The sequence below is a fragment of the Desulfosporosinus fructosivorans genome (assembly GCF_004766045.1).
Lineage (GTDB): Bacteria > Bacillota > Desulfitobacteriia > Desulfitobacteriales > Desulfitobacteriaceae > Desulfosporosinus > Desulfosporosinus fructosivorans.
The window spans coordinates 63809-85051 of the sequence record NZ_SPQQ01000008.1; the positions used below are offsets into that span (position 1 = coordinate 63809).

24 protein-coding genes and 1 pseudogene are annotated in these 21243 nt (G+C 38.7%); 21 read left to right on the forward strand and 4 right to left on the reverse strand.

Features of this window, described 5'->3' with window-relative positions:
- Nucleotides 1–34: 34 nt before the first annotated feature.
- The 12 genes and pseudogenes from E4K67_RS20220 (at nucleotide 35) to E4K67_RS30225 (ending at nucleotide 9473) form a co-directional block, all read left to right on the forward strand.
- A complete protein-coding gene (locus E4K67_RS20220) occupies nucleotides 35–3004 on the forward strand; it encodes a DEAD/DEAH box helicase (protein WP_135550046.1) in 2970 nt (989 codons plus the stop codon).
- A 182-nt stretch (nucleotides 3005–3186) separates the two neighbouring features.
- On the forward strand, nucleotides 3187–3351 hold the full coding sequence (locus tag E4K67_RS20225; protein ID WP_243454553.1) for a hypothetical protein: 165 nt from the start codon (nucleotides 3187–3189) through the stop codon (nucleotides 3349–3351).
- Between the two features lie 55 nt (nucleotides 3352–3406).
- The gene (locus tag E4K67_RS20230) at nucleotides 3407–3913 is read left to right on the forward strand and encodes a GNAT family N-acetyltransferase (protein WP_135550050.1); all 507 of its coding nucleotides are present in this window, start codon (nucleotides 3407–3409) and stop codon (nucleotides 3911–3913) included.
- A 180-nt stretch (nucleotides 3914–4093) separates the two neighbouring features.
- Nucleotides 4094–4963, forward strand: a complete 870-nt coding sequence (locus tag E4K67_RS20235) for a DUF7686 domain-containing protein (RefSeq protein WP_135550052.1) — start codon at nucleotides 4094–4096, stop codon at nucleotides 4961–4963.
- 497 nt (nucleotides 4964–5460) lie between these two features.
- Nucleotides 5461–5715: a hypothetical protein gene (locus E4K67_RS20245; protein WP_135550054.1), complete on the forward strand. Its 255-nt coding sequence runs from the start codon at nucleotides 5461–5463 to the stop codon at nucleotides 5713–5715.
- Nucleotides 5705–6085 carry a retropepsin-like aspartic protease gene (locus E4K67_RS20250; protein ID WP_135550056.1) on the forward strand — a complete coding sequence of 127 codons (381 nt, stop codon included), beginning with the start codon at nucleotides 5705–5707 and terminating at the stop codon, nucleotides 6083–6085. The genes E4K67_RS20245 and E4K67_RS20250 overlap by 11 nt, the downstream gene beginning before the upstream one ends.
- A gap of 494 nt (nucleotides 6086–6579) precedes the next feature.
- Nucleotides 6580–7035: a MarR family transcriptional regulator gene (locus E4K67_RS20255; RefSeq protein WP_135550057.1), complete on the forward strand. Its 456-nt coding sequence runs from the start codon at nucleotides 6580–6582 to the stop codon at nucleotides 7033–7035.
- A 111-nt stretch (nucleotides 7036–7146) separates the two neighbouring features.
- A pseudogene (locus tag E4K67_RS31600) lies at nucleotides 7147–7311 on the forward strand (hypothetical protein); the annotation flags it as partial.
- Between the two features lie 16 nt (nucleotides 7312–7327).
- The gene (locus tag E4K67_RS20265) at nucleotides 7328–7606 is read left to right on the forward strand and encodes a DUF362 domain-containing protein (protein WP_135550059.1); all 279 of its coding nucleotides are present in this window, start codon (nucleotides 7328–7330) and stop codon (nucleotides 7604–7606) included.
- A gap of 402 nt (nucleotides 7607–8008) precedes the next feature.
- Nucleotides 8009–8443 (forward strand): hypothetical protein, encoded by a 435-nt coding sequence (locus E4K67_RS20275; RefSeq protein WP_243454554.1) that lies wholly within the window; start codon nucleotides 8009–8011, stop codon nucleotides 8441–8443.
- A 162-nt stretch (nucleotides 8444–8605) separates the two neighbouring features.
- A complete protein-coding gene (locus E4K67_RS30220; RefSeq protein WP_199242606.1) occupies nucleotides 8606–8773 on the forward strand; it encodes a hypothetical protein in 168 nt (55 codons plus the stop codon).
- Between the two features lie 475 nt (nucleotides 8774–9248).
- Nucleotides 9249–9473 (forward strand): hypothetical protein, encoded by a 225-nt coding sequence (locus tag E4K67_RS30225; RefSeq protein WP_199242607.1) that lies wholly within the window; start codon nucleotides 9249–9251, stop codon nucleotides 9471–9473.
- 470 nt (nucleotides 9474–9943) lie between these two features.
- On the opposite strand, the gene E4K67_RS20290 is transcribed toward E4K67_RS30225, so the two are convergent.
- The 4 genes from E4K67_RS20290 to E4K67_RS20305 all read right to left on the reverse strand — a co-directional run bounded on the left by E4K67_RS20290 (nucleotide 9944) and on the right by E4K67_RS20305 (nucleotide 12601).
- Nucleotides 9944–10579: a hypothetical protein gene (locus E4K67_RS20290; protein ID WP_135550061.1), complete on the reverse strand. Its 636-nt coding sequence runs from the start codon at nucleotides 10577–10579 to the stop codon at nucleotides 9944–9946.
- Nucleotides 10580–10692: 113 nt separating this feature from the next.
- Nucleotides 10693–11127: a hypothetical protein gene (locus tag E4K67_RS20295; RefSeq protein WP_135550063.1), complete on the reverse strand. Its 435-nt coding sequence runs from the start codon at nucleotides 11125–11127 to the stop codon at nucleotides 10693–10695.
- Between the two features lie 139 nt (nucleotides 11128–11266).
- On the reverse strand, nucleotides 11267–11788 hold the full coding sequence (locus tag E4K67_RS20300) for an autoantigen p27 domain-containing protein (protein WP_135550064.1): 522 nt from the start codon (nucleotides 11786–11788) through the stop codon (nucleotides 11267–11269).
- Nucleotides 11789–11800: 12 nt separating this feature from the next.
- Nucleotides 11801–12601, reverse strand: a complete 801-nt coding sequence (locus E4K67_RS20305) for a hypothetical protein (protein ID WP_135550066.1) — start codon at nucleotides 12599–12601, stop codon at nucleotides 11801–11803.
- Between the two features lie 1419 nt (nucleotides 12602–14020).
- Between E4K67_RS20305 and E4K67_RS20310 the strand changes: the two genes are divergently transcribed.
- The 9 genes from E4K67_RS20310 to E4K67_RS30230 all read left to right on the forward strand — a co-directional run.
- Nucleotides 14021–14749 carry a hypothetical protein gene (locus tag E4K67_RS20310; RefSeq protein ID WP_135550068.1) on the forward strand — a complete coding sequence of 243 codons (729 nt, stop codon included), beginning with the start codon at nucleotides 14021–14023 and terminating at the stop codon, nucleotides 14747–14749.
- Between the two features lie 286 nt (nucleotides 14750–15035).
- On the forward strand, nucleotides 15036–15623 hold the full coding sequence (locus tag E4K67_RS20315; protein WP_135550070.1) for a hypothetical protein: 588 nt from the start codon (nucleotides 15036–15038) through the stop codon (nucleotides 15621–15623).
- 422 nt (nucleotides 15624–16045) lie between these two features.
- The gene (locus E4K67_RS20320; protein ID WP_135550071.1) at nucleotides 16046–17251 is read left to right on the forward strand and encodes an IS110 family RNA-guided transposase; all 1206 of its coding nucleotides are present in this window, start codon (nucleotides 16046–16048) and stop codon (nucleotides 17249–17251) included.
- A 176-nt stretch (nucleotides 17252–17427) separates the two neighbouring features.
- Nucleotides 17428–17985 (forward strand): GNAT family N-acetyltransferase, encoded by a 558-nt coding sequence (locus tag E4K67_RS20325; RefSeq protein ID WP_158408530.1) that lies wholly within the window; start codon nucleotides 17428–17430, stop codon nucleotides 17983–17985.
- A gap of 152 nt (nucleotides 17986–18137) precedes the next feature.
- Nucleotides 18138–18434 carry a hypothetical protein gene (locus E4K67_RS20330; RefSeq protein ID WP_135550075.1) on the forward strand — a complete coding sequence of 99 codons (297 nt, stop codon included), beginning with the start codon at nucleotides 18138–18140 and terminating at the stop codon, nucleotides 18432–18434.
- Complete coding sequence (locus tag E4K67_RS31170; protein ID WP_274594902.1) at nucleotides 18431–18556, forward strand: hypothetical protein; 126 nt, start codon at nucleotides 18431–18433, stop codon at nucleotides 18554–18556. Before E4K67_RS20330 ends, E4K67_RS31170 begins: the two co-directional genes overlap by 4 nt.
- 127 nt (nucleotides 18557–18683) lie before the next feature.
- The gene (locus E4K67_RS20335) at nucleotides 18684–19556 is read left to right on the forward strand and encodes an aminoglycoside 6-adenylyltransferase (RefSeq protein ID WP_135550077.1); all 873 of its coding nucleotides are present in this window, start codon (nucleotides 18684–18686) and stop codon (nucleotides 19554–19556) included.
- A gap of 103 nt (nucleotides 19557–19659) precedes the next feature.
- Nucleotides 19660–20103 carry a hypothetical protein gene (locus E4K67_RS20340; protein WP_243454568.1) on the forward strand — a complete coding sequence of 148 codons (444 nt, stop codon included), beginning with the start codon at nucleotides 19660–19662 and terminating at the stop codon, nucleotides 20101–20103.
- A gap of 600 nt (nucleotides 20104–20703) precedes the next feature.
- A partial coding sequence (locus E4K67_RS30230) for a reverse transcriptase domain-containing protein (RefSeq protein ID WP_243454555.1) occupies nucleotides 20704–21243 on the forward strand: 540 nt, incomplete at its 3' end.

A 21243-nucleotide genomic window follows, 5' to 3' on the forward strand; every position in this document is an offset into this window, starting at 1 on the left:
CTATAAAAAACTGGAAGGTTTTGAGGAAAATTAGATGAACTTTAAGACACAAGAGATCACGAAATATTTCAGGAGTGCTGTAGCAGCGCAATCAAACAAAGAAATTGTTTTTAAGGATAACCCTTTTCAGATGGTCGAAGCAGCAGAATTGCTGCAAGGAAGAATTAATCCGCAAGCCACTCAAGAACTATTTGCAGAGGCCAATAGAAAAAACTCTGGGCATGAGGACGAGGACGAATCAAAGAAAAAAGCCAAGGAGAAATCCTTGCTCAATATCATTATTTGTGCTAAAGCCATCAAAACAATTTTTGAAGCTAATGAAAAAGTTCAGGATGAAATTGATCAGTTAACCGGAGTTTATTTTATCCCGGCTCTTCTTAAGCTTAATGGAGCTCTGTCATTTGATGGAGAGGACAGAAAACTTCCTTGGTTTCCGAGAGAATTTCTGCACCCTATGGTTGAACCTAAATTAGCAATTGGGACTACCGGTGCAGTTGATGATTTTATGAGTAATCAAGTGGACCAGGTAATAAAGATTAAAGCTTGGCCAGAGTATGTCAAGTTTTTCAAGAATTTCTATGAGAAAGTTACGGAATCTCAATTTGACCAAAACACCATTCGGAATCTGGACGAAAAGGAACCTTACTTCGAACTGGAAAATAACGTCTATGTTTTTCTGGATAAGACGGTTTTTACTACTTTCCATATTATGAACTTGTACAATGATCTCCAAAAAGACGAACAATTCAAAGCTCTTTACGATAACTTTGTATCGCTGCAAATACCAGAGACCAGCCCCCTTGTCCAAAATACATGGGCACAGATGAAAGCCCACTGCGGTCAAATGGGGGGAGAATATCCTTTATCTCCCTCACAAAGAGAAGCAGTCAATCACTTCAACAGCATGAGTGAGGCTGAAATAGTGGCGGTCAATGGTCCGCCTGGTACCGGGAAAACTACTCTATTGCAGTCTATTGTTGCGGATATGTATGTAAAACGGGCCCTACATAAGGAAAGAGCTCCTGTAATTGTGGCTTCTTCCACCAACAATCAAGCGGTTACCAACATCATTGCTTCTTTTGGCAATATCAAAAAAATAGGCTTGGCAAATTTGGAAGAACGATGGATTGAGGGCGTAGATAGTTTCGCTGTTTATTTTCCCGCCGCCTCGAAAAAGAAAGAAGCAGAGAGTAAGGGATATCAATATACCGATCAAAAAGGCGGCTTTTTTGTTGCGAAGATTGAGGATAAAGATAATCTTATAAAATCAAAGCTCAAACTCATAGAAGGGTGTAACAAATATTTTGGTAGTGCCTATAAAGACATTGATGCATGCCAAAGCAGGTTGCATGAAGAATTAAAGTTTTTAAATAACAAAAAAGAAACATTGCTTGAATTGGTTCAGGAAGCTTCAGAATTGGGACTCAACGGAGAGCCGCTGGATGACTGTATTTGCAATTTTGAAAACCAGATTAAATGCCAACAAGGAATGGTTGAGCATATTCACCGGAGAGTCGAAGAATGGGAAGCCTGCTTTAAAAGGATTCCTTTGATCTACCGATTGCTCCGGTTTATAAAGGCATTTGCCAAAAAAATACAAACGGAATTCAGATTATTTATCAATGAGGATGAGCAGGGCTTTCTCAGCGTGTCTATGAGTCTGGATGAAATCAAGGAAAAATACAGCTATAAAAGTGAGGAACACAAGAAAATCCTTACGGAGCTTAAAAAGAACAAAAAGAAGCTGGAACAGCTGAAAATCCGATACGATCATGAATTGGAACAATTGAAACATCATAATGTTAGCTTGTATAAAAAAGAGGAAAGCAAATACCTACTTGACTCAGACTACGTCAACGATCTCTTGGATACTAAGGTCAGATACGTGGAATTCTGGCTGGCGGTCCATTATTTCGAGTGCAGATGGGTCCTGGAAGAAGATCGGCCGGTTGGGAAACAGGCAGGTATGACCTTTGAAAGTGTTTTAGATAAGTTTTACCATAGGCTCAGCATGGTTGCGCCGTGCTTAGTCATGACGTTTTTCGCGCTCCCCAAGCATTTTCGGGCTTATGGTGATCAAAAACACTTCTATTTGTTTAACTTTATCGATTTGCTCATAGTAGATGAAGCAGGGCAGGTGTCTCCGGAAATTGCCGCCGGAGCGTTTTCACTCGCTAAAAAGGCAATTGTTGTCGGGGATATACATCAGATTGAGCCGATATGGGCTGTAAATGGTGCATTAGATAAAGCCTTAGCTGTCTCTAATAGGGTTATCCCCAGTTTAAAGGAGTTTGAATTACTGGCACGGACGGAGTTAAACTGCTCCAGCTCCAGTGTAATGAAAGTTGCAGCCAAATGCTGCAAATACAAAAAGTTTGAGGAGAGGGGCCTGTTCTTAAGTGAACACCGTCGTTGTTATGATGAAATTATAGACTACTCGAATAAGCTGGTGTACGAAGGAAATCTTCAACCCATGCGCGGGGAGGGAAAACGGGATCCAAAGTTACCGTTTATGCAATGGCCGCAGATGGGGCATATGCAGATTGAATCCGAGTATTCGGTCAGAAGGAGCAGCAGTCGATTAAATCTTACAGAAGCTAAACAGATTGCAGCATGGCTGGAAGCTAACTATGCTTGTATTGTTAATGCTTATCCCGATGAGATCCGGGAAAATTTGCTGGGTATTATCACGCCGTTTAAGGCTCAGGTTCAAGCGATCAGGGCGGAATTGAAGAAAGTACTACCGGTTTATCATTCGAAAATCAATATCGGCACAGTGCATACTTTTCAAGGGGCGGAAAGAAGAGTTATTATCTTATCCACAGTATATGGTAACCGGGATGGATGCTATTTTATTGATGCTAATAACAGTTTAATGAATGTAGCAGTTTCCCGAGCCAAGGATTACTTTTTTGTTTTTGGCGATATTGGTTGCTTGCAGGGTCCTCCAAGAAGTGCTAGCGGAATGCTAAGAGGATTTATTGAAGCAAACGCAGTGAGATAACGGCGGGCAAAATAGTTGAGAACTATAACTCTACTTCGCTTCAAATTCGATCCGCAGGCTGGGATCTGTTTCCTTCTCGTTAATAATAGCATTATATTTCCCAATAATCTCTGCAAGTTTTGCGTTTCGTGCTGTACCTACGGAAGCCTTAGAAATGCAGACTGAACGACGAAACCCTGAAAATGGCTAGAGAGATGGGGTTAAACCCCAGAAGTCTGATCAAAAATATCCCCAGCCCAAGCCAACAATGGAAGGCGCCTGTGAGTACTTGGATTCGAGAGATGTATCAAGAACGCCTGGATAAGGCACGACGTAAAAAGGAGCGGAAAGAGATTTCGGCGGAGTGATAAATAACTCATTACTATTTGTGCCGCCAGCGACAGCGGCGGAATGGAGGTTCATATGTCTCTTGAGAAAGTAAGTATTAAAGAAATCATGAACGAGGCAAGTTTGGTAGATAGTTTAAAGGTAATCAAGGATTCATTTATTACAATTGCAAGAGAGTTAAACCTTACGGAAGAGAATTGCCCTTCAAATCCAGCATTCACAAATTTAGAAAATCTTAAAAAAATGAAAGATAAAGAGATCGGAATGTTTGGCTTATTTGAAGAAGGAATTCAAATCGGATTTGTAGCAATTGAAAAGGCTAATGATATTTTCTACATAGAAAGATTATCTGTGTTACCGAGATATAGGCATAAAGGGTATGGGAAACTTTTAATGGATTTTGTCTTTAATTATGTGAAAGCTCAAGGAGCAAAGAAAGTATCTATTGGTATTGTTGATGAGAATTCAGTTCTGAAGAATTGGTATAAATTATATGGTTTCATAGAGACAGGGTTGAAGAAATATGAGCATTTACCATTTACAGTATGTTTTATGGAAAAGCTAGTTGAGAGGATAGTTTGAGAAGTTGTCGTCGCTTGGAAAGGCACGACGTAAAAAGGAGCGGAAAGAGATTTCAACGGAGTGATAGGGAGTAATACTGGGCCAAATGTCACTGGAAAGGCTCAGCAGGGCGATGATGAAGAGTTAATTGTTTCATGGGAACGATTTAGAGGATAAAAGCGTCGGAAAGGAGACGTATTCATGAAATGCAAAAAGTGCAAATCAAGAGAATCGACTATTCATGTATCAAATGTTGGTGATTTCTGTTTGGATTGTCATAATGATTATATGGCTGAGTTACTTGGTGTCAGCAAGATGGATGACTTTCCAAAAATCATATCAGTCTATGATGCCGATGGGATTATACATCGATTTGAGATTTCGAATATGATTATGCCAGGGTTTTCCGTATGGAAAGCCGAAGAAATGGAGGGTGGCTATCAGTTTGAGATATTCGTAAAGCTTGAAGAAAATCAGGCAGTGGCAATCGAACAAATGCATCAGAAGATATTGACGGGTCTTGGATATAAAACACTTACACATTTGTCGGATAAGTATTTTATAGATAATGCAATTCAAATCGACAAGGAGCAGTATAGCCTTAATACCGTTGGAACATGCCGGATTCAACATGCTGAAGAAGAAAATCAAGTTTATCTGGTTATAGATGGAAAGGATATTCCTTTACATGATTTTGGACGGGCGCTCACAGCTTTTGAGGGTTTTAATATGGATTTTCAGATAAGGGATCTGTCCGAAGAAGTCTTTGGCAAAGATACGGTACTAAGAAGGGTAAGTATCAATCCAGATGTTATTATTGAGCATTTTGAAAGGACTTTGAGTTGGTTTTTGAAGGGCGATTTTTTAAGTTACAAACATGAAAGTGCTTGTGGAGAAGCCTTGTTTGAAAGGATCGATGAACTGGAGTTACTTTGCAAGTATGGTAATAAAGAAGAGGCTGTCGAAGTCGGAAAAAGAATGAAAAAGCGACTTATATCCATTGAACATGATACGGATGATTTCCCTGATTATCTTTTGACGATGATTGACCAAGTGCTTGGAACTACTTAATGTCATATAGGATCTAAGGCGCAATTTTCCCGTCTGGGTTTTCATTTATTTTCTGGAATATGTCCATTCAAGCAATTTGAATCAGCCAATAGGGGATATTCCTTTCGTAGTGGGTGATGAGGAGAAAAAGTTGGTGCATATGGCCCCGCTTGCAGATGTTTTACCTAAGTTGATAAGTGATCGGATTCACTGGGTCAAAACAACTGATAAGAGAGCAGACTTTAGAGTTTCACACATTCGAGGAAGTCACCACTACTTACGTCGTTCCAGTGGAATCTGGTTTGTGTGCCAGTACACTCTGGAATTACCGTCGACCTAAAGACTCTAAAGAGCATTTTGGAACAAGCGGAACTTACGATAGATGACTTGATTGAGTTGTTATAGAGGAAACCGGCGTCTGAAATTCAATTCAGACACCAGTTATATAGTTGCCTATTGAAGCTTTGATTTTTATGGGATATACTAATTTATACTAAATTCTGGGAAGGTGTTTTTATATGAAGTGGGATGAGGTAAGAAATATTTATCCCAATCAGTTTGTTAAGTTTGAAGTTTTAAAATCACATATTGAAAACGACAAGGAGTATGTGGATGAAATAGCCGTAATTGGGCCTATAGCGGATGATAAAGCAACGCGTGAGCTTTTGGAATCTAAGGATAATGTTTTGATTTATCATACTGCAAATGAAGTAGTAGTGATAAAGTTGAGAACGAGAATTGGATTGAGGAGAGCATTAAGAAATGCGCATTGAATATAGAGATGGATTGCTTTTTACTAATATTAAAATTACATATAGAGGGAAAACGAAGCAAATAAGCAATGTTGTAATAGATACAGGTGCCTCACATTCTCTGTTAACCCAAGATTGTGTTGATGAAATAGGTATACTAGTAAGTGGTGAGGATGAAATTGTTACCTCTTATGGCATAGGTGGGAAAGAACATTCTTTTGTAAAGAAAGTGGACAAAGTTGAGGTCGGAGAATATTGCCTTAATAATTGTTCATTGGATTTTACAAGCTACATTTACGAAGATATTAATGGACTTTTAGGATTGGATATGCTGCTAGATGCTGGGTTTATCATTAATCTAAAAAAGTTAAATATGTACCTGCAAATTTGATGTTGCAGGATATTTTTTTATAAAAGGGTTAATTAGAGCCGTGTGTATAGATCTTGAAACTGCGAACGGATTTATTGGCAGCGCCTGCTCGGATTTAAATTTGTGGGTCCGATAAATAAATTGCCGAACTGGAAAAGAAGCTCAAAGACGCGGAAACCAAATCCTCGGTCAGGACGACCGAAGCACAATTCAACATTCACCGCGATAACATGATCAAAGCTTATGATGAGTTGCAGAAAATGCTCACCGCATTAGATAGAATGGACCCGGAGGTTGAGGTCCATTTCTAATATCTTGGTTAACAGATGGTACAGCGGGAAAGTCCGTTGCGCCATCTGTTTTTTTGCAAAACAAAATCGTTCACTCCTTGACAAACACCATACTGTATTGCTGGTGTATCGTATGGCACAGTCTCGCAAAGCTGAATTTTTGTTGACGATGGAACAAAACCGTGATACATTATTGTTACACCGTCAACAAAAAGGAGGGATCGTATGAATCAAGCACTGAAAATCTTAGACATTTTTATAAAAATACAGGAGAACTCGGACGTATTCCGGCATAAAGGAGAGGGTCTGTTGGATGAAATCAGCCTTGCGGAAGTCCACTGTATTGACTGGATTGGTATGATTGACCATCCGAATGTCACAAAGATTTCAGAAAAAATGGGCCTGACGCGGGGAGGCATCAGTAGAATCAGCAAAAGGTTACTGGGTAAGGGCTTAATAGAAAGCTACCAGGAGCCGGACAATAACAAAGAAATTTATTTTCAACTGACTAAGAGCGGACAGTCCGTCTATGACGAGCATAAAAAAATCCATAACCAAGCCAGACAAGAGTGGTTGGCTTTTTTCAAACACTACAGCGACGATGAGCAAGCTACAATCTTACGGTTTTTCACAGAAATCAGCGCTCTTTTTGACAGTGAATCGGCTGATAAGATTGACTAAATTGGTATGTGATACCAGGGCAAACAACGACATGGCCGGGAAAAGGGAGGTAAATGCACATGGCTGAAAGAGATACGCTAAAACTGACCGTCAACGGAAGCAGCGAGGCCCAAAAGGGCAACCGGAGTTGAGGATGTCTTAAAGGGTAAAGTCATCAGTGAATCGGTGGCGGAAACGGCAGCTGCTGCTCTTGCCAAGGGTACGGTGCCACTGGCGGACAATAAGTACAAGGTACAAATAGCCAAGACATTGGTGAAGAGAGCGATCCTGGATTAATGAAAGAAGGTACAAAATGCTAAAGGATATACTGTCTCGTCTCACAAAGAATGCAGATGGGAAGCCAAAAAGCAATCCAGTCAGAGCTCCCTATCGGTATCAGATTAACTCTGAAAAATGCCGGGGTTGCGACAAATGTAAAAAAGTTTGCAAGGCCGAGGCGATCAGCGGAGAACGCGGGAAAGCGTATGTGATCGATGAAGAAAAGTGCACAAAATGCGGAACTTGTATGAAATGGTGCAAGTATAAGGCAATACAAAGATTGGATATGTACTCCGGAGAGCCGAAACAGTAGTCATTCATTATTAAAGAAGTGATATTGCTTAACTTTATCAAGGAAGAAAGCGCCAAAATGCTGCTTAGCAACGCCGTCGAGATCAGATAGTGTCTGACGGAAGCCAAAGAGCCCTTGGGTGGAGTTCAAATGGTGCATCGATGCACCATTTGAACTCCACCCAAGGGCTCATCTGCTTTGAGATATATATGCATTCTTAGCTATCGTTGGTGTCAAAGGGACATACTCCCAATGAGTTGTTCTAGGAGGAAAGGAAATACTTGAAGCCTTTGCCGGCTGAACCTTTTAAGATAAGTCAACAGAATTTGAAAGTAATTGAGTCTATGGAGATATTTCATTTAAACTGAATTGGCAAGGTGAAATTGTAGCGATTTAACCCAGAACCAGAGTCTGAGATATCTTATGGATAATCGAACCCACTATCACCTAAGGTATAATCTCTTTATTGTTGGTGATAGCAGCGAGGGTAAAAAAGAGTTTTCAGTTGCAATTCACCTCAAAAAAGCTATAATTAGGAATAGGTGGAAATTAAAAAGTCGCCGTGACCTGAAAGTGTTGACGCACTTCCAGGCACGAGCAGGTGAGCAAGCACCTACACGTAACAGTCCGGCTGTCCACGACGACATTTTTATTATACAATGCTGCCCGTTTATGCACAAGCAAGGTGCCTGTGCTGCGGGTGAAGTGAGTGTAATGGGATGTCTGGCAGGGAGCAGACTGTGCGGCTTCACGCAGCAAGAGATCAGCCTATTCCTGACCCAGGCAGCGGAAAGGAACTGTTCGCGTACCGGTTATGCGGACCGCCTTTCTGTTCACAGCCGGATTGCTTCCGGTTGATTGAGGTTAGGTGTTTAGGATTCAGCAAGTAACGAAGCATAGCGCATGTGTAGGGTGAAAAAAACCTCGCATGCGCTTTTTAATTTCCCCTATAAAAGCAGACGGCAGGACCGGGTCATGACCCGGAGCCTTGCCGCTGCTTGAAATAGGGGGGATATTAGGATGCCGGATTATAAAATGATGTATTTTCAGCTTGCGGCTAAAGTTGCAGATGCCATGGATATCCTTTTAAAAGCACAGCAGGAGGGAGAAGCGGAATTCATAGATGGAGAGCCGTTTCCTGGGCTCAAAGTCATGACCATTCGAGATGAAAACCGTGATTCTGAATAGGGAAAGAGGATTTGGACTGCCGGCCCAAGGATATTAGCCGGCAAGGAGGCCTTCAAACCCCATGGGAGTTCAGCTTATTTTCAGGAAGCAGCCCAAAAGTTTGAAGACTTACTAGAGGGTAAGATCCAGGTTAAATTTCTTGAAGAAGTTTAATAGGCAAGGATCTACTGAAGAAAGCTTAGATTTGTGGCTTAGTGTTATAGGGTGAAACGGAAGGTTTTTGTATTCCAGCTGATGTGTTGAAGATGGAATGGAAGAGAGTTTCAGTTGAGTGGATAACTAATCAAGGGAGCGAAACTAAGGGTATCTTAGACTTCGGCTCCCTTTTTCACATAGAATTGTCTGAGCTGAGTGTTATGGTTTACGCAGAGTAAGCTAGGCAAGATAGGCTATCAAACTGAAAGTTAGTGCTAATAGGGCAAAATATAAAGAATATTGTAAAAAGGAACAGTTGTTGGCAGGGATTAACAGAATAATGAAGAATTTAGGCTATAGAAAGTGTTTGCAGTTATACGAGCTATTAGAAATAGGATGTCAGATTTATCGCTCACGGGTGACCCCACGTAATAAAAAAGTCAGAACTCAGCATGTCGAAGGAATACATAAAAAGAAAGCTGAAGCAGCGAACCAAATTGGCGCTAATAATTGCCCCAATGTGGCGGGGAGTTACTCAAGAGAAAGGGTAATTATGGAGATTTAAGGGTGTAACAATTATCTGAAGTTTAGGTTTGCGATTACCAACTAGTACGATGAATCCGTATTTCGGTAATAGTGGAATCGATAAAGTATAAGTTTTGATAATGTCTATAACTGGAAGCTGGGATATGATTAGCTAAGATATAGTTAGTAGGATAATGGGAAGCTCAATTTGCCAGCATAAATCTCTGCGTCCCCTTGTATTAAACTTTAATTCCACACCGATATAGCACTAGCACAAACTCCTCGTGCCGTGGTCAGGCAAAATGGTTGTAAGAAATATGTTTCCTCATTCAAGGGTATATCCCTTTTTTGATACAATACGCATTTGGATTTCGAAAGAAAATAGTATTGATTATAAATCACTTATTAAGCTACTGGCGGAAATTAGCCTATCTAACCAGTCAGACTCTTTAGGTAATTTCACTATGGAAATAAGAACAATATAAATCAGCATCTAGAATAATATTAGGCTTAGGTCATACAATTTATTGCGAAAAATTCTGTTTTGCCGATTCTCTTATAGCCGCATCCTTTGAGAACATTAAGCATAATTTTCTTCAAGCGCCCATCATCATCTAACGAATTAACCCAACTATGTTTATCAACGGGTTCTTGTGGTTTTGGGCAAATAACCAAACAACGTGTATGTATATTTAGACTATATAGAAAAATATTGTATATATTATTAAATATATATTTACCAATGCTTTTCCCTCGATATTGGGGATAGACATATAAAGTTTCGATGTAACAAATATAAGGAGATTCAAATATCAAATTTTCGTCAGATTCTTGTTTATAAATCGAACTTTTTACTAAGCTCGATATTGCTCCTAATGCATCAGCACTATGTATATCTGCGATGTTAACTATATTCTCATGTTCATTTAATATTTTATTTTCATCAAAAACAAGCCCATGAACTGTCGCAACACGACTTCCATTTTCACTTACACTAATAGATACATGAAAAGAATATTCATTCATTTCGTCAACGTAACTTGGAAACGCTTCTTTCAGATCCATACCAATACTTTTTTCCCTACTAGATGATACTTTGATGTCAATTTTCATTTTAAATCCTCCCAGGGCTATTAAACCAGCCACTATTGACTGGCCTCCATAAATTTGCTCTTAGCATTATGGCCTATATTCAATTATAAAGATTCTAAAAACCACTGAAATGTTGCGAGTTAATTTTTATACACTCATGGACAGCGTCAATCGACTTCGTCTATAAGGTTACAATCATCATCCATTTCATAATCTGAATATAGATACTCAATAAAAGCCTCCACGGAACCTTTACCAATGGATATGGCGTTCAAAAATCCAAAGACGCCATATTCTTTATCATAAACCCTGCTAATAAGTTTTTCGGAATCCCAATGTTCCACAGCTTCAAATATACCTCTGAGACCTAATTCGCTTAATTTACCATTGTAATCGTTACGTAATTTCCATTTGATGCAAAGATAATTGATTACATCTTTTTCAGTTAGATATTTACTATTATCAAAATCATCATAAAACATAAGTTTAGGATAATTCATTCCTATTTCCTTAATTCTAGGTTCATAGGAATGAAATGTTTCGTTTATTCTAATTATCTCATCAATTAAAGTATCTAATTTGCTACCAGACTCCTTTTCCACTAAAAAACCTCCTATGTCGTCATTTATATCAACCCATAATCCTTTGCTATACTGCTACAACAATCATATTTGCTCTCATAACCGTAATCAGTGCATATTGACATTAAATAATCTCCTTTGTATTGTATGACTTCGAAATCTATCTTTGATTTATATTATCCGATATTAATCTTTCAATTTTATGTGGTTCATCACACTCATCATATTCTGCGTTAAAATCACATCTAGGACAATCAAATCTTAAACCCATTGAATATTCTATCAATGGAGTATCACACCTTGGACAATGAGGAGTCAAGTTAGAAATCCTCCAAGTATCTTCTAATTTATTCCATCTGTAGTCCCAAGTCCATTTCCATCGTTTAAATTTATCTACTTTATAACCCAAGAAATCTGGTTTTACTACTTCTTGTTTAAAATTAACTACAAAATAAATAATTACAATCGTTATTATTATACCGACTATTACCCACCATACTTTAAGATTGAAATTCAAAGTGTAAATGATAAAATTCCAAACTCCCTTTATTACCAGCCAAATAGTGCTAAATATTGGTTTGCTTTTGATAAGATCATATCCTATTGTAAAAAGAACACTAAGTATTGAACACAATATCGCACCTTTTGACCATTCCTCAGTGATCCAAGTTTTAGTTTTCATTCTATTAAACCCTCAATTCTTAATATCGTAAACAAATCCTGACTTATATACTGGTAAGGTCTTATCTTTTGGTTGTCTCAACGGTACTTTGTACTTAAACAATTTGCTCAAGAACTCGTTCTGTAGGCCTACGAGTAAATCCCACATAATACATCCTATGTCTATGCACTTTTCCATAATCTTTTGCCGAACATCATCAACCTTTTGCAGAGTGGTTTCTTCAATAGGTTCTGAGTTCATTATATTTTGGGAAATCTCATTAAAATATATAGCCGAAAACTCTTTTTGTAATTCCATAAGTTCTTTAAATTCATCTAATAACAAGTATCTGAAGCCCTTAAATTTGTTTAATATAACTTCCTTTGATTCGAGTATAGAAATAATGGGGAAAAACGTTTTACTGTAAGTTTCCCATGTATCATTTAAAACATCATAGTTTTTACGGACATTTTCTTTACCCTGTTCAATATGCCTTTGTCGTATATCATTTAATATCATTGTTGAATTGTATGGATCAGATATTTCGCCTTTCACAATGGGGTTGTACTCCAGAGTTATATTATAATTTATGAGGAATGCAAAATTATTGCTTGTCATATTTGAAGACATATTATTAAAAGTCTTTACAGTATCAATAAGTATGTCAGCAGTCTTTACCTGAAGGTCAATTTTAAGTCGCTGGTTCTCTCGCCATTTAGTTAGATTGTGAATAATAAATGCTGAAATAATAGCACCAAATAATACAGAGCCAATACTTGCCCAATTAACAGCCATAAAAAAATCAATTACTGTTTGCGTTATTACCCCATTCATAAGAATAACCTTCTTCCGCCTTTTTGGACTTACATTCGAGTTTAATCATATCTTTCTCACCTCCTACTCCACACTACTATTAATTGAGCAAAGTTTGAGGTATTCGGTATAATGTGAGTTATTGTGACATTTTAAGAAGATTGGTTTAAACTATATATAATATTTTCCACTTAATGAAGGAAATCCCTCTATTTCGTCGAAGATTATTGGATAGAAATGGAGGAATATTTGTGGTAGATAAGGTTATTAAAGAATGAGACGAGACATCAATTTATCCACTGTTTTACCTCTAAGTGCCTCTTTTCATCCTCTACTTTGCGTCTGTTGGCGTAATTTTAGTTCCTCCCCTCAATTTGTCCTCAATTTATCCACCGTTTTACCCCTAACTGCCTCTTTCCATCCTCTAGTTTGCGTCTGTTGACGTAATTCAAGTTCCTCCCCTCTATTTATCTTTAATTTATCCACTCTTTTACCTCTAACTGCCTCTTTTCATGATGATGGTGCGCAGCTGTACAGTAATTAAATCAAGACTGGATGCATGCGCTAACTGAGGTACGGGTGTTCCAATGTGGAGAAACCTGATTAGAAAATCGGATGGCAAGCGAGAAGTTTTAGACAACTTTCTTATCGTAATACAAAGCTTGGCACTACTAGAACGACTTGTTTGCTCAGTGCCCTGCTTTTCATTTAGCGCCATATTTTGGTTTAGAACCGATATTAAGTTCCGGTTATTGACACAACGTCCTCCCTTCGTTTTACTCGACGAAGAGAGGGCATTTATGTACGTGGGTTTGATAGAACTAATAATACAATTGTAGGATTATCCTGCGAAGATCGTTTATACTACCGAATGATTTACCCCGAAATTAAGTTCATATGAGAGCTGCCATTGCACAAATGGCAGCTCTCATATGAACTTAATTATCAGGACTCAGAAGGATACTTATCCCAGTAAAATTGAGAGAATTGGCACATAAACAGAGTACACCTACACTCTCACTCTCTAATGTCCTATAATTGATTATCTCAACGTCGCATTATAGACATTGCACTTACCGTTGGTTCGCTAGACATTCGCCTCCTTTATTCAGACTTCTGCTAATTCTTAGTTTGTGCAGAAATCCATAGAATTGGGACATAAACAAAGCCAGGACTTAAGGGTATTGGCTTTAATTTGTTGATTTGGAAGGAATGTACAGAGTAGATGTGGAATTTTAATATATAACTGGTTGTCGCCCCCCTCCTACTTAGATTGACGAGCAATATAAGTAGGAGTCCTTTTAATACAACGTACCATTCTGAATATGCTTTTAGGTATTCGTAGGAAAATGTGTCACAACTGAAGAATCGGTTATAAAAATATTAGCAGGATAATGTGATTAAGTTTACTTAAATTATCTTCGCCAAGGGGGTTCAAATATGAACGAGGCTGGTAAACGCTTGCTATTGGTTATGGTGTTAGGTATGTTGATGATATCAATCCTGCCTGCAAACGCCTTGGCAAATTCTGCGGAACCGCCATCATTGGTTATACTGATTAACAATCCGCCAGATGACCTTTCAATTGTATTGGTATCCAATGAAAGTCAACCAGAAGCGATAGTTCGGCGGGTTGCATGGGAAGGATATTACGTTTTTTATTCGCGAGATATACAGGTCGGTGGCAAGTATACGTTCAAGGTTACCACAAATGGGGAGAGTTTTGAGTGTACGCTTGGTGCACCCTTACAGCGTTATAACAACGTGGTTACCTTGAACGTATCCAATCAGGAGCTCACACCCGGGAAATATCCGTTTCGCTCGGTGCTCTTGGTGTCAATACGGTTACTGCTTACGCTTATACTTGAAGGCATCATTTTCTGGCTCTTTAGGTTTAGACAAACGAGAAGTTGGCTTATTTTTCTTGCTATCAACCTTGTTACTCAGGGCATACTGAATGTTTTGTTGAATAGCGGAGGTTCGCTGATGCCAAGCTATTTGATTTTCAGTTTATTAGTTGGAGAGATTTTTGTATTTGCGGCAGAAATGATTGCGTTTCCCATCTATATTAAGGAACATAAAAAGAGCCGTATCTTGATTTATGCTTTTATCGCAAATCTTATAAGCTTAATTGCCGGTGGTTATATTATCTCGGTTTTGCCGGTTTAGTCATGATAACCGCAGTTTAAGCATTACTTTTAGTGCTTATAAAGTTATGTCGAAATCTTCTTATATTGAGTACTTAAATGATCGGAGGCTCAAGGGGCCGCCGTCCATGGCGGCCTCTGAATCTGGGGGCGTACGGCATTGGATAACAGAGGGTTTTGCGACATCGGAGAGAATATGAATGTAATAACCCGACGTTGCAAACCCTCGGAACGTTATAGCAGTTCGCCATCCTTGCTCACTAAGTCAGGGTTTGAAGGTATAAAACAATCACATGGAGGTGATCTATTTGGATAATGACAGCAAGATTATAAACATTAGTAGTCGAAGAAAAAAGCTCGATGATGATAATGACATGAATGGATTTGAAGATTGGGAAGATGACTATAATCTCATCAGTAAAGGGGATTACATAGGATTAAAAAGGCATAGACAAGAAGTTGCGAAGAGTCACTCTACCGATATCTATGCACAATGGCGTTTGGGAGAGGCATATATTTTATGTAAAGAGTACGAAAAAGCAATTGATTATTTCACACCGTTGTATAGAAAAAATCCAGATTATGGTGATATCGAGTATTCAATTTTAGATGCCTTGTTTGCATTGGGGAAAAGTGAAAGAGACTTCAAATGGGTTTCAGTCCCAGAAGTTAAGAGATTGAACGATGAAGTTTCGGATTTTTGTTACGATTATCTAAAAGGTAAAAGGAAAGCAAGAAGTTTGGATGATGTATATTGTCAATTAATTGTTGAGGGATATCTAACCTTTAGTGAAGTAGAATTGTTGAATCATTTGATTAAAGATGGAAGGTTTGAATTCCAAAATGATGGTGCTGTTCATAGCACTTTACTAAAAGTTCAAAGGAAAAGTAAATAGAAATTGTGAAGGTTAGGCATCGGAGAGGACGCTCCGCCTTCCATGGACCGCTAGGTACAGCCCATTCGGTAACAGCGTATTTGCAGACATCGGAGAGACTAAAAATATAGTAACCCGACGCCGCAGACCCTCGTGACGTTATATGAATGACTATCGTCAGGCTCGCATTGGTACTATAAAAGCACAAGCAAACGATCCGAATGACGGGTTGGATGCTTGTGCTTATTTAAATATAATAAGGGGAGAAATGGCCTGGCGTAGTTCGCATTGGATTTCGCATCCGTAGAATAATCAGTCAGCCATCCCCTTATTATGTGCATTCGATTAAGCAGGTTGAAACCGATGAGGCTTTCGTGTAACTAACCAATATGAATGGTAATAAGCGAGGATGGACGCCAACACAAATAATTAGGAGGAGTAGTATGATCAGTGTCGGGATTGACATTTCAAAGGGGAAAAGTACTGTCTGTTTTATGAAACCGTATGGGGAGGTGCTACATAAACCTTTTGAGTTGAAACACACGGAAAGTGACTTAAAACAATTGGTAAATCAGATCAACACACTTACAGAGGAAACCCGTGTCGTTATGGAGTCTACAGGAGCATACCATTACCCAGTACTAGCATATCTGAAAGAGTATGGTATTTTTACATCTGTTATTAATCCGTTGGTAATGAGCAAGTATGTTAATGTTGCAATCCGCAAAGGAAAAACAGATAAGCTTGATGCCATTAAGATAGGGAACTTTGGTATAGATCACTGGTATCATCTTGTAAACTACTCGCCAACGGCAGATGTGTATGATGAGTTAAAAACACTCAACCGACAATATTTAAGCTACATATCTATGCGTATTCATTCGAAACAGACGCTTGCAAATCTGCTGGATCGAACAATGCCGGGGATAAAAACACTCCTTTGGAATCGCTCTGACGTACCGGATCGGGACAAATTGTGCGACTTTGTAAAGGAATACTGGCACTTTGACAACATTACGCGTATGTCTGAGGCCAGATACATCAACAACTATAACAGCTGGACAAAAAGAAAAGGATACCGAGCCAGCACGGAAAAAGCGAAGAAAATCTACGCACTTGCACTGGAGGGCATCCCCACTTTGTCTTCCACTACGCCATCGACCAAAATGCTCGTAGAGGAAGCAGTTAAGGTCCTGCACATGATAGACACGACCCTTGCGAGTATTCTAGCACAGATGAGAGGATTGGCAAAGTCGCTGAAGGAATATAAAGTTGTCATGGCTATGCCTGGAGTTGGTGAGATACTCGGCCCAAGGATTATAGCAGAAATAGGAGATGTACGACGCTTTCATAGTGGTGGAGCCGTCATTGCTTATGCAGGTCTTGATGCACCACCGTTTCAATCGGGCAAATTCACAGCTACTAAGCGAAGCATTTCCAAACGTGGCTCAGCCTCTTTGCGTAAGACAGGATACGAAATCATGAGGTACATAAAGATTAGCAAGCCGTCTGAAGATGACGCTGTTTACCAGTATATGATTAAGAAAGAAAAAGAAGGGAAGCCAAAAAAAGTTGCCAAAATCGCTGCGTTAAACAAGTTCCTACGCATCTACTATGCCAGAGTGAAAGCGGTTTATGCTGCAGCCTAATAACTCATTGTTCAAACCGGCCAGTTGTCTTTCGGTATCTATCTGGTCAGCTTCGCTATGTTCACATTTATATTGATATTTCTTGAAATTTATGGTTGACTTTTATTAGCAGGATTATTCTTAAACTGGCTACCATCAGTAGGATAATGGGAAGTAAAGGAGGTACTAGAAATAATATGAGTAAAATAAAGTTTTCCAAGATAGAAACAGAAAGGTTAATTTTAAGGAAGTTTAAAGAAACTGATGCTGAGACCTTTTTTCAATACAGGACAAATCCCCAAGTAGCTCTATATCAAGGTGAAGGATGGGTAAATTTTAAAATTGAACAAGCAGTGGAATTCGTAAAAGAACAAATGGATTTTGAACCTGGTATACCCGATAGTTGGTTTCAAATTGCAATTGAATTAAAGAATACAGGAAATCTGGTAGGAGATTTAGCAATACATACATTACCGCAGGACATAAATCAGGTAGAAATAGGATTTACATTAAACCCAGTATATCAAAATAAAGGTTTTGGAATAGAGGCAGTCAGCAGCCTATTGGGGTTTATATTCACCGTATGGAATAGGCACAGAGTTATTGCTATAACTGATGTAAGAAATAAGCCTTCTATTAAATTGCTTGATAAGATTGGAATGAGAAAGGAAGGTCACTTTATAAAAAATGCATGGAATAAAGGAGAATACACTGATGAATATTTATTTGCACTCCTAAAAGAAGAATGGAAATAATGCACATTATTCTTAAACCCAGCAGTAAAAAAGCCGTCCCATTAAAATTCAGTGTTGGACGGCATGAGTAGGATAATTGGAAGTAATGATTATTAATAATATATTATCGACAGACAGCAATTGGTGTGGTTGGTAAAGTTAGGAGGTATTAAATGCTTGATTTTTTAGGAGATATTTTCATTGGTCTTGGAGAAATCATAATGGCTTTTTCATCTACAAAGAACACAGAATTTGAGGAATTAAATAAAGAAGAATGGTTTAGCCAGCTCTACAATGATTATCGATATCGAAACGTTATTCATGAAACCTGGAAGGTAAGAAGATATCTAAATAAAAAAGAAAACGTACAATTATTAATTAACCACCAACAAGAACGTGAAAACTTTATTAAATGGGTTAAGGATGAGCATGAAAGAATCACTTGGGGAAAAAAGAGAGACAAAGGGTGACTTCAGCAAACAAAAAAACCGAAGCAACAAAGGATATTGCTCTAGCCAATTACTTTAATGGGAATGAAGGTATAGAACAGTTTGTTCAAGAGCAAAAGGATATTTTGAATAAAGAACAGTAAATAAATTGGTGCGAAATATTGGTACTACTTCGTTTTTTGACCCGATTAGTATAACTTCACAAAATTCTTATACTGACCATCGGTAGGATAACGTGAAGTAAGGTTATTTTTTCATTTGGAGGTTAGAATGCGTACAGAACAGGAAATGTTCGATTTAATATTAGATATCGCAAAGAAGGATGAAAGAATTCGTGCAGTTCTTTTGAACGGGTCAAGAACAAATCCGAATGCTATAAAAGATATTTTTCAGGATTATGATATTGTATATGTTGTTGAGAAAACAAAGTCATTTCGTAATAATAAGAGGTGGATTGACCAATTTGGCGAACGGTTATATATGCAATATCCTGAAGAAAATTCTTATTATCAAAGTGATGTTGAAAGCTGTTATGGATGGTTAATTCAATTTACTGATGGAAATCGTCTAGACTTGCATGTATGTACACTAACACATGTACTTAAGGATATTAAAGGAAACAGGCTTTGTAAAATACTGCTTGCCAAAGACAAATGTTTACCAAATCTTGAAGAAGCAACGGATGAGGATTTTTGGGTAAAGAAACCGACAGAGTTTCAATTTTTGGATACATGTAATGAATTTTGGTGGTGTCTTAATAATGTTGCAAAGGGCTTATGGCGAGAGGAAATACCTTCTGTAATGGATATGTTAAATTTTGTTGTCCGTCCACAGTTATTGCGTTTATTAGGATGGAAAATTGGATTCGAAACAAATTTTACTGTTAGTATTGGAAAGTCGGGAAAGCACATTTATAGATGGTTGGAAAAGGAGAAGTGGAATGCATTTTTGAAAACCTATTCTTCTGGAGCTGTAAAAGATATCTGGAAAGCAGTCTTTATCATGTGCGATTTGTTTGATGGTATTGCCAAAGAGGTATCTCATATTATGAATGTTAGATATAACGAAATTGAGGCAAATAACAGTTTAAAGTTTTTAAAAGATGTTTACTTGTTACCTAAAAACGCTAAAGAAATATATTAATAATGAGTATTAATTGAGTGCGGTTAATTCGCATTAATCTTAAACTGTGACGCATTCGTAGAATTATGTGCCACAAATAAGGAGTGAGAATTTATTGAGAAAGATGATTTATTTACTACTAATTTTCTGTTTGGTGCTTGCTACTACTATGGGATGCAATAAAGAATCTGATCCGGAGTTTTCTAAAGTCGTGAGGCAAGATATCCCTAAGAGAGTTCAAAATTTTATTGATACAACTAGTGAAGAAAATGGCGTCTATCTTTATTCTAGTAATATTGACAATGATGACTACGACTACTTCTTTTTAAATGCAATTAATGTTAATCAAGGAGACAGAGCATCTTTTTTCACAGATGTAACATTTGAAATAGAAGAACAAGAACATACACTTAAAATTAGTTTTAATGAAGAACTGACTGATGATTCGAATTATACTCGAAAAATTGACAATATGTTAATATACAAGATTAAATCGTCAGAAAAATTTGACACTATCAAAGTTTTCAAGAATGGTAAAGCAGTTCCTATAGATGTAGTTGGCGTTTAATTCGCATCATTCTGATATAGCGTTCAGTCTGCGTCCCATTATTCTTATTGCGCCAGGATCAAGTCTGGTAAAGGGGAATGCCTTTGGGCTGAAACCTTTAGAAGGAATCTAGCAGGGAGGAAGTGACCTGCCCGGTAAAGTCTGGTCAACAGCCGGTAGCGAGTCTTGCATACTGGGAAGCGATTTCTGGTGTGAAGCGTAGACAGCGAGTGCAAAAGCTGTGTGATTGAGCCTCGAAAAATGCTTCGTTGGAGCTTTCGTTTTTAAGAAGGCGAGAGCAGCACGAGGGTACCCTATTGACCTAGTACCATTGTCCGACCGGGGTCATAGAGCAGAGCAAATGCACAAGGGATTCCCCAGGAACCTGGGAGAAACTGTTACGTCCATCTTAAGTGTCCGGTGGGGATCACGGGTTAACAACTCCAGGCTTTCCAAGGCCTGTTCTCAGCCATGGGAAGAGCGAAGAATGAGAATAGAGGATGGTACTGCCAAGCGAAGGAAACGAAGTGCGGCGGGATGCGATAACAGTAGTCGTAGTGCCGTCATAGTACCAATGAAGTAGGGGAACTCACCCAAGAGGACCCTATAGAGGGAAGGGCGTTGCACCTTATTATGGAATCGTTGGGAGGAAACACCGTGAATACATCGGAATTCAGTTCGGTGTCAACGAAACAGCAACGAATAGCACAATTGGCGAAGCAGTCACCAGAGATGGTCTTCACATCGCTAGCCTATCACATGGACATCACATGGCTCGAAGAAGCCTTCAGGCGAACCAAGAAAAATGGAGCCACAGGAGTAGACGGAGTAACAGCTAAGGAATACGAGGCTAATCTGCAAGAGAACCTGAAGGGCCTAGTGGAGAGAGCTAAGTCAGGACGTTACAAAGCTCCACCCGTTAAAAGAGCCTACATTCCAAAAGGGGACGGAAAGGGAGAGCTGAGGCCAATCGGTATACCCACTTTAGAAGATAAGATAATTCAAAGGGCTGTGTGTATGCTGTTGGAACCGATCTATGAACAAGACTTCAAAGATAGTTCGTTTGGGTTCCGTCCGGGGCGGTCACAGCACCAGGCACTTGGTGTCATATGGAAGGAAACCATGGAGATGAACGGCGGGTGGATATTGGATGTCGATATT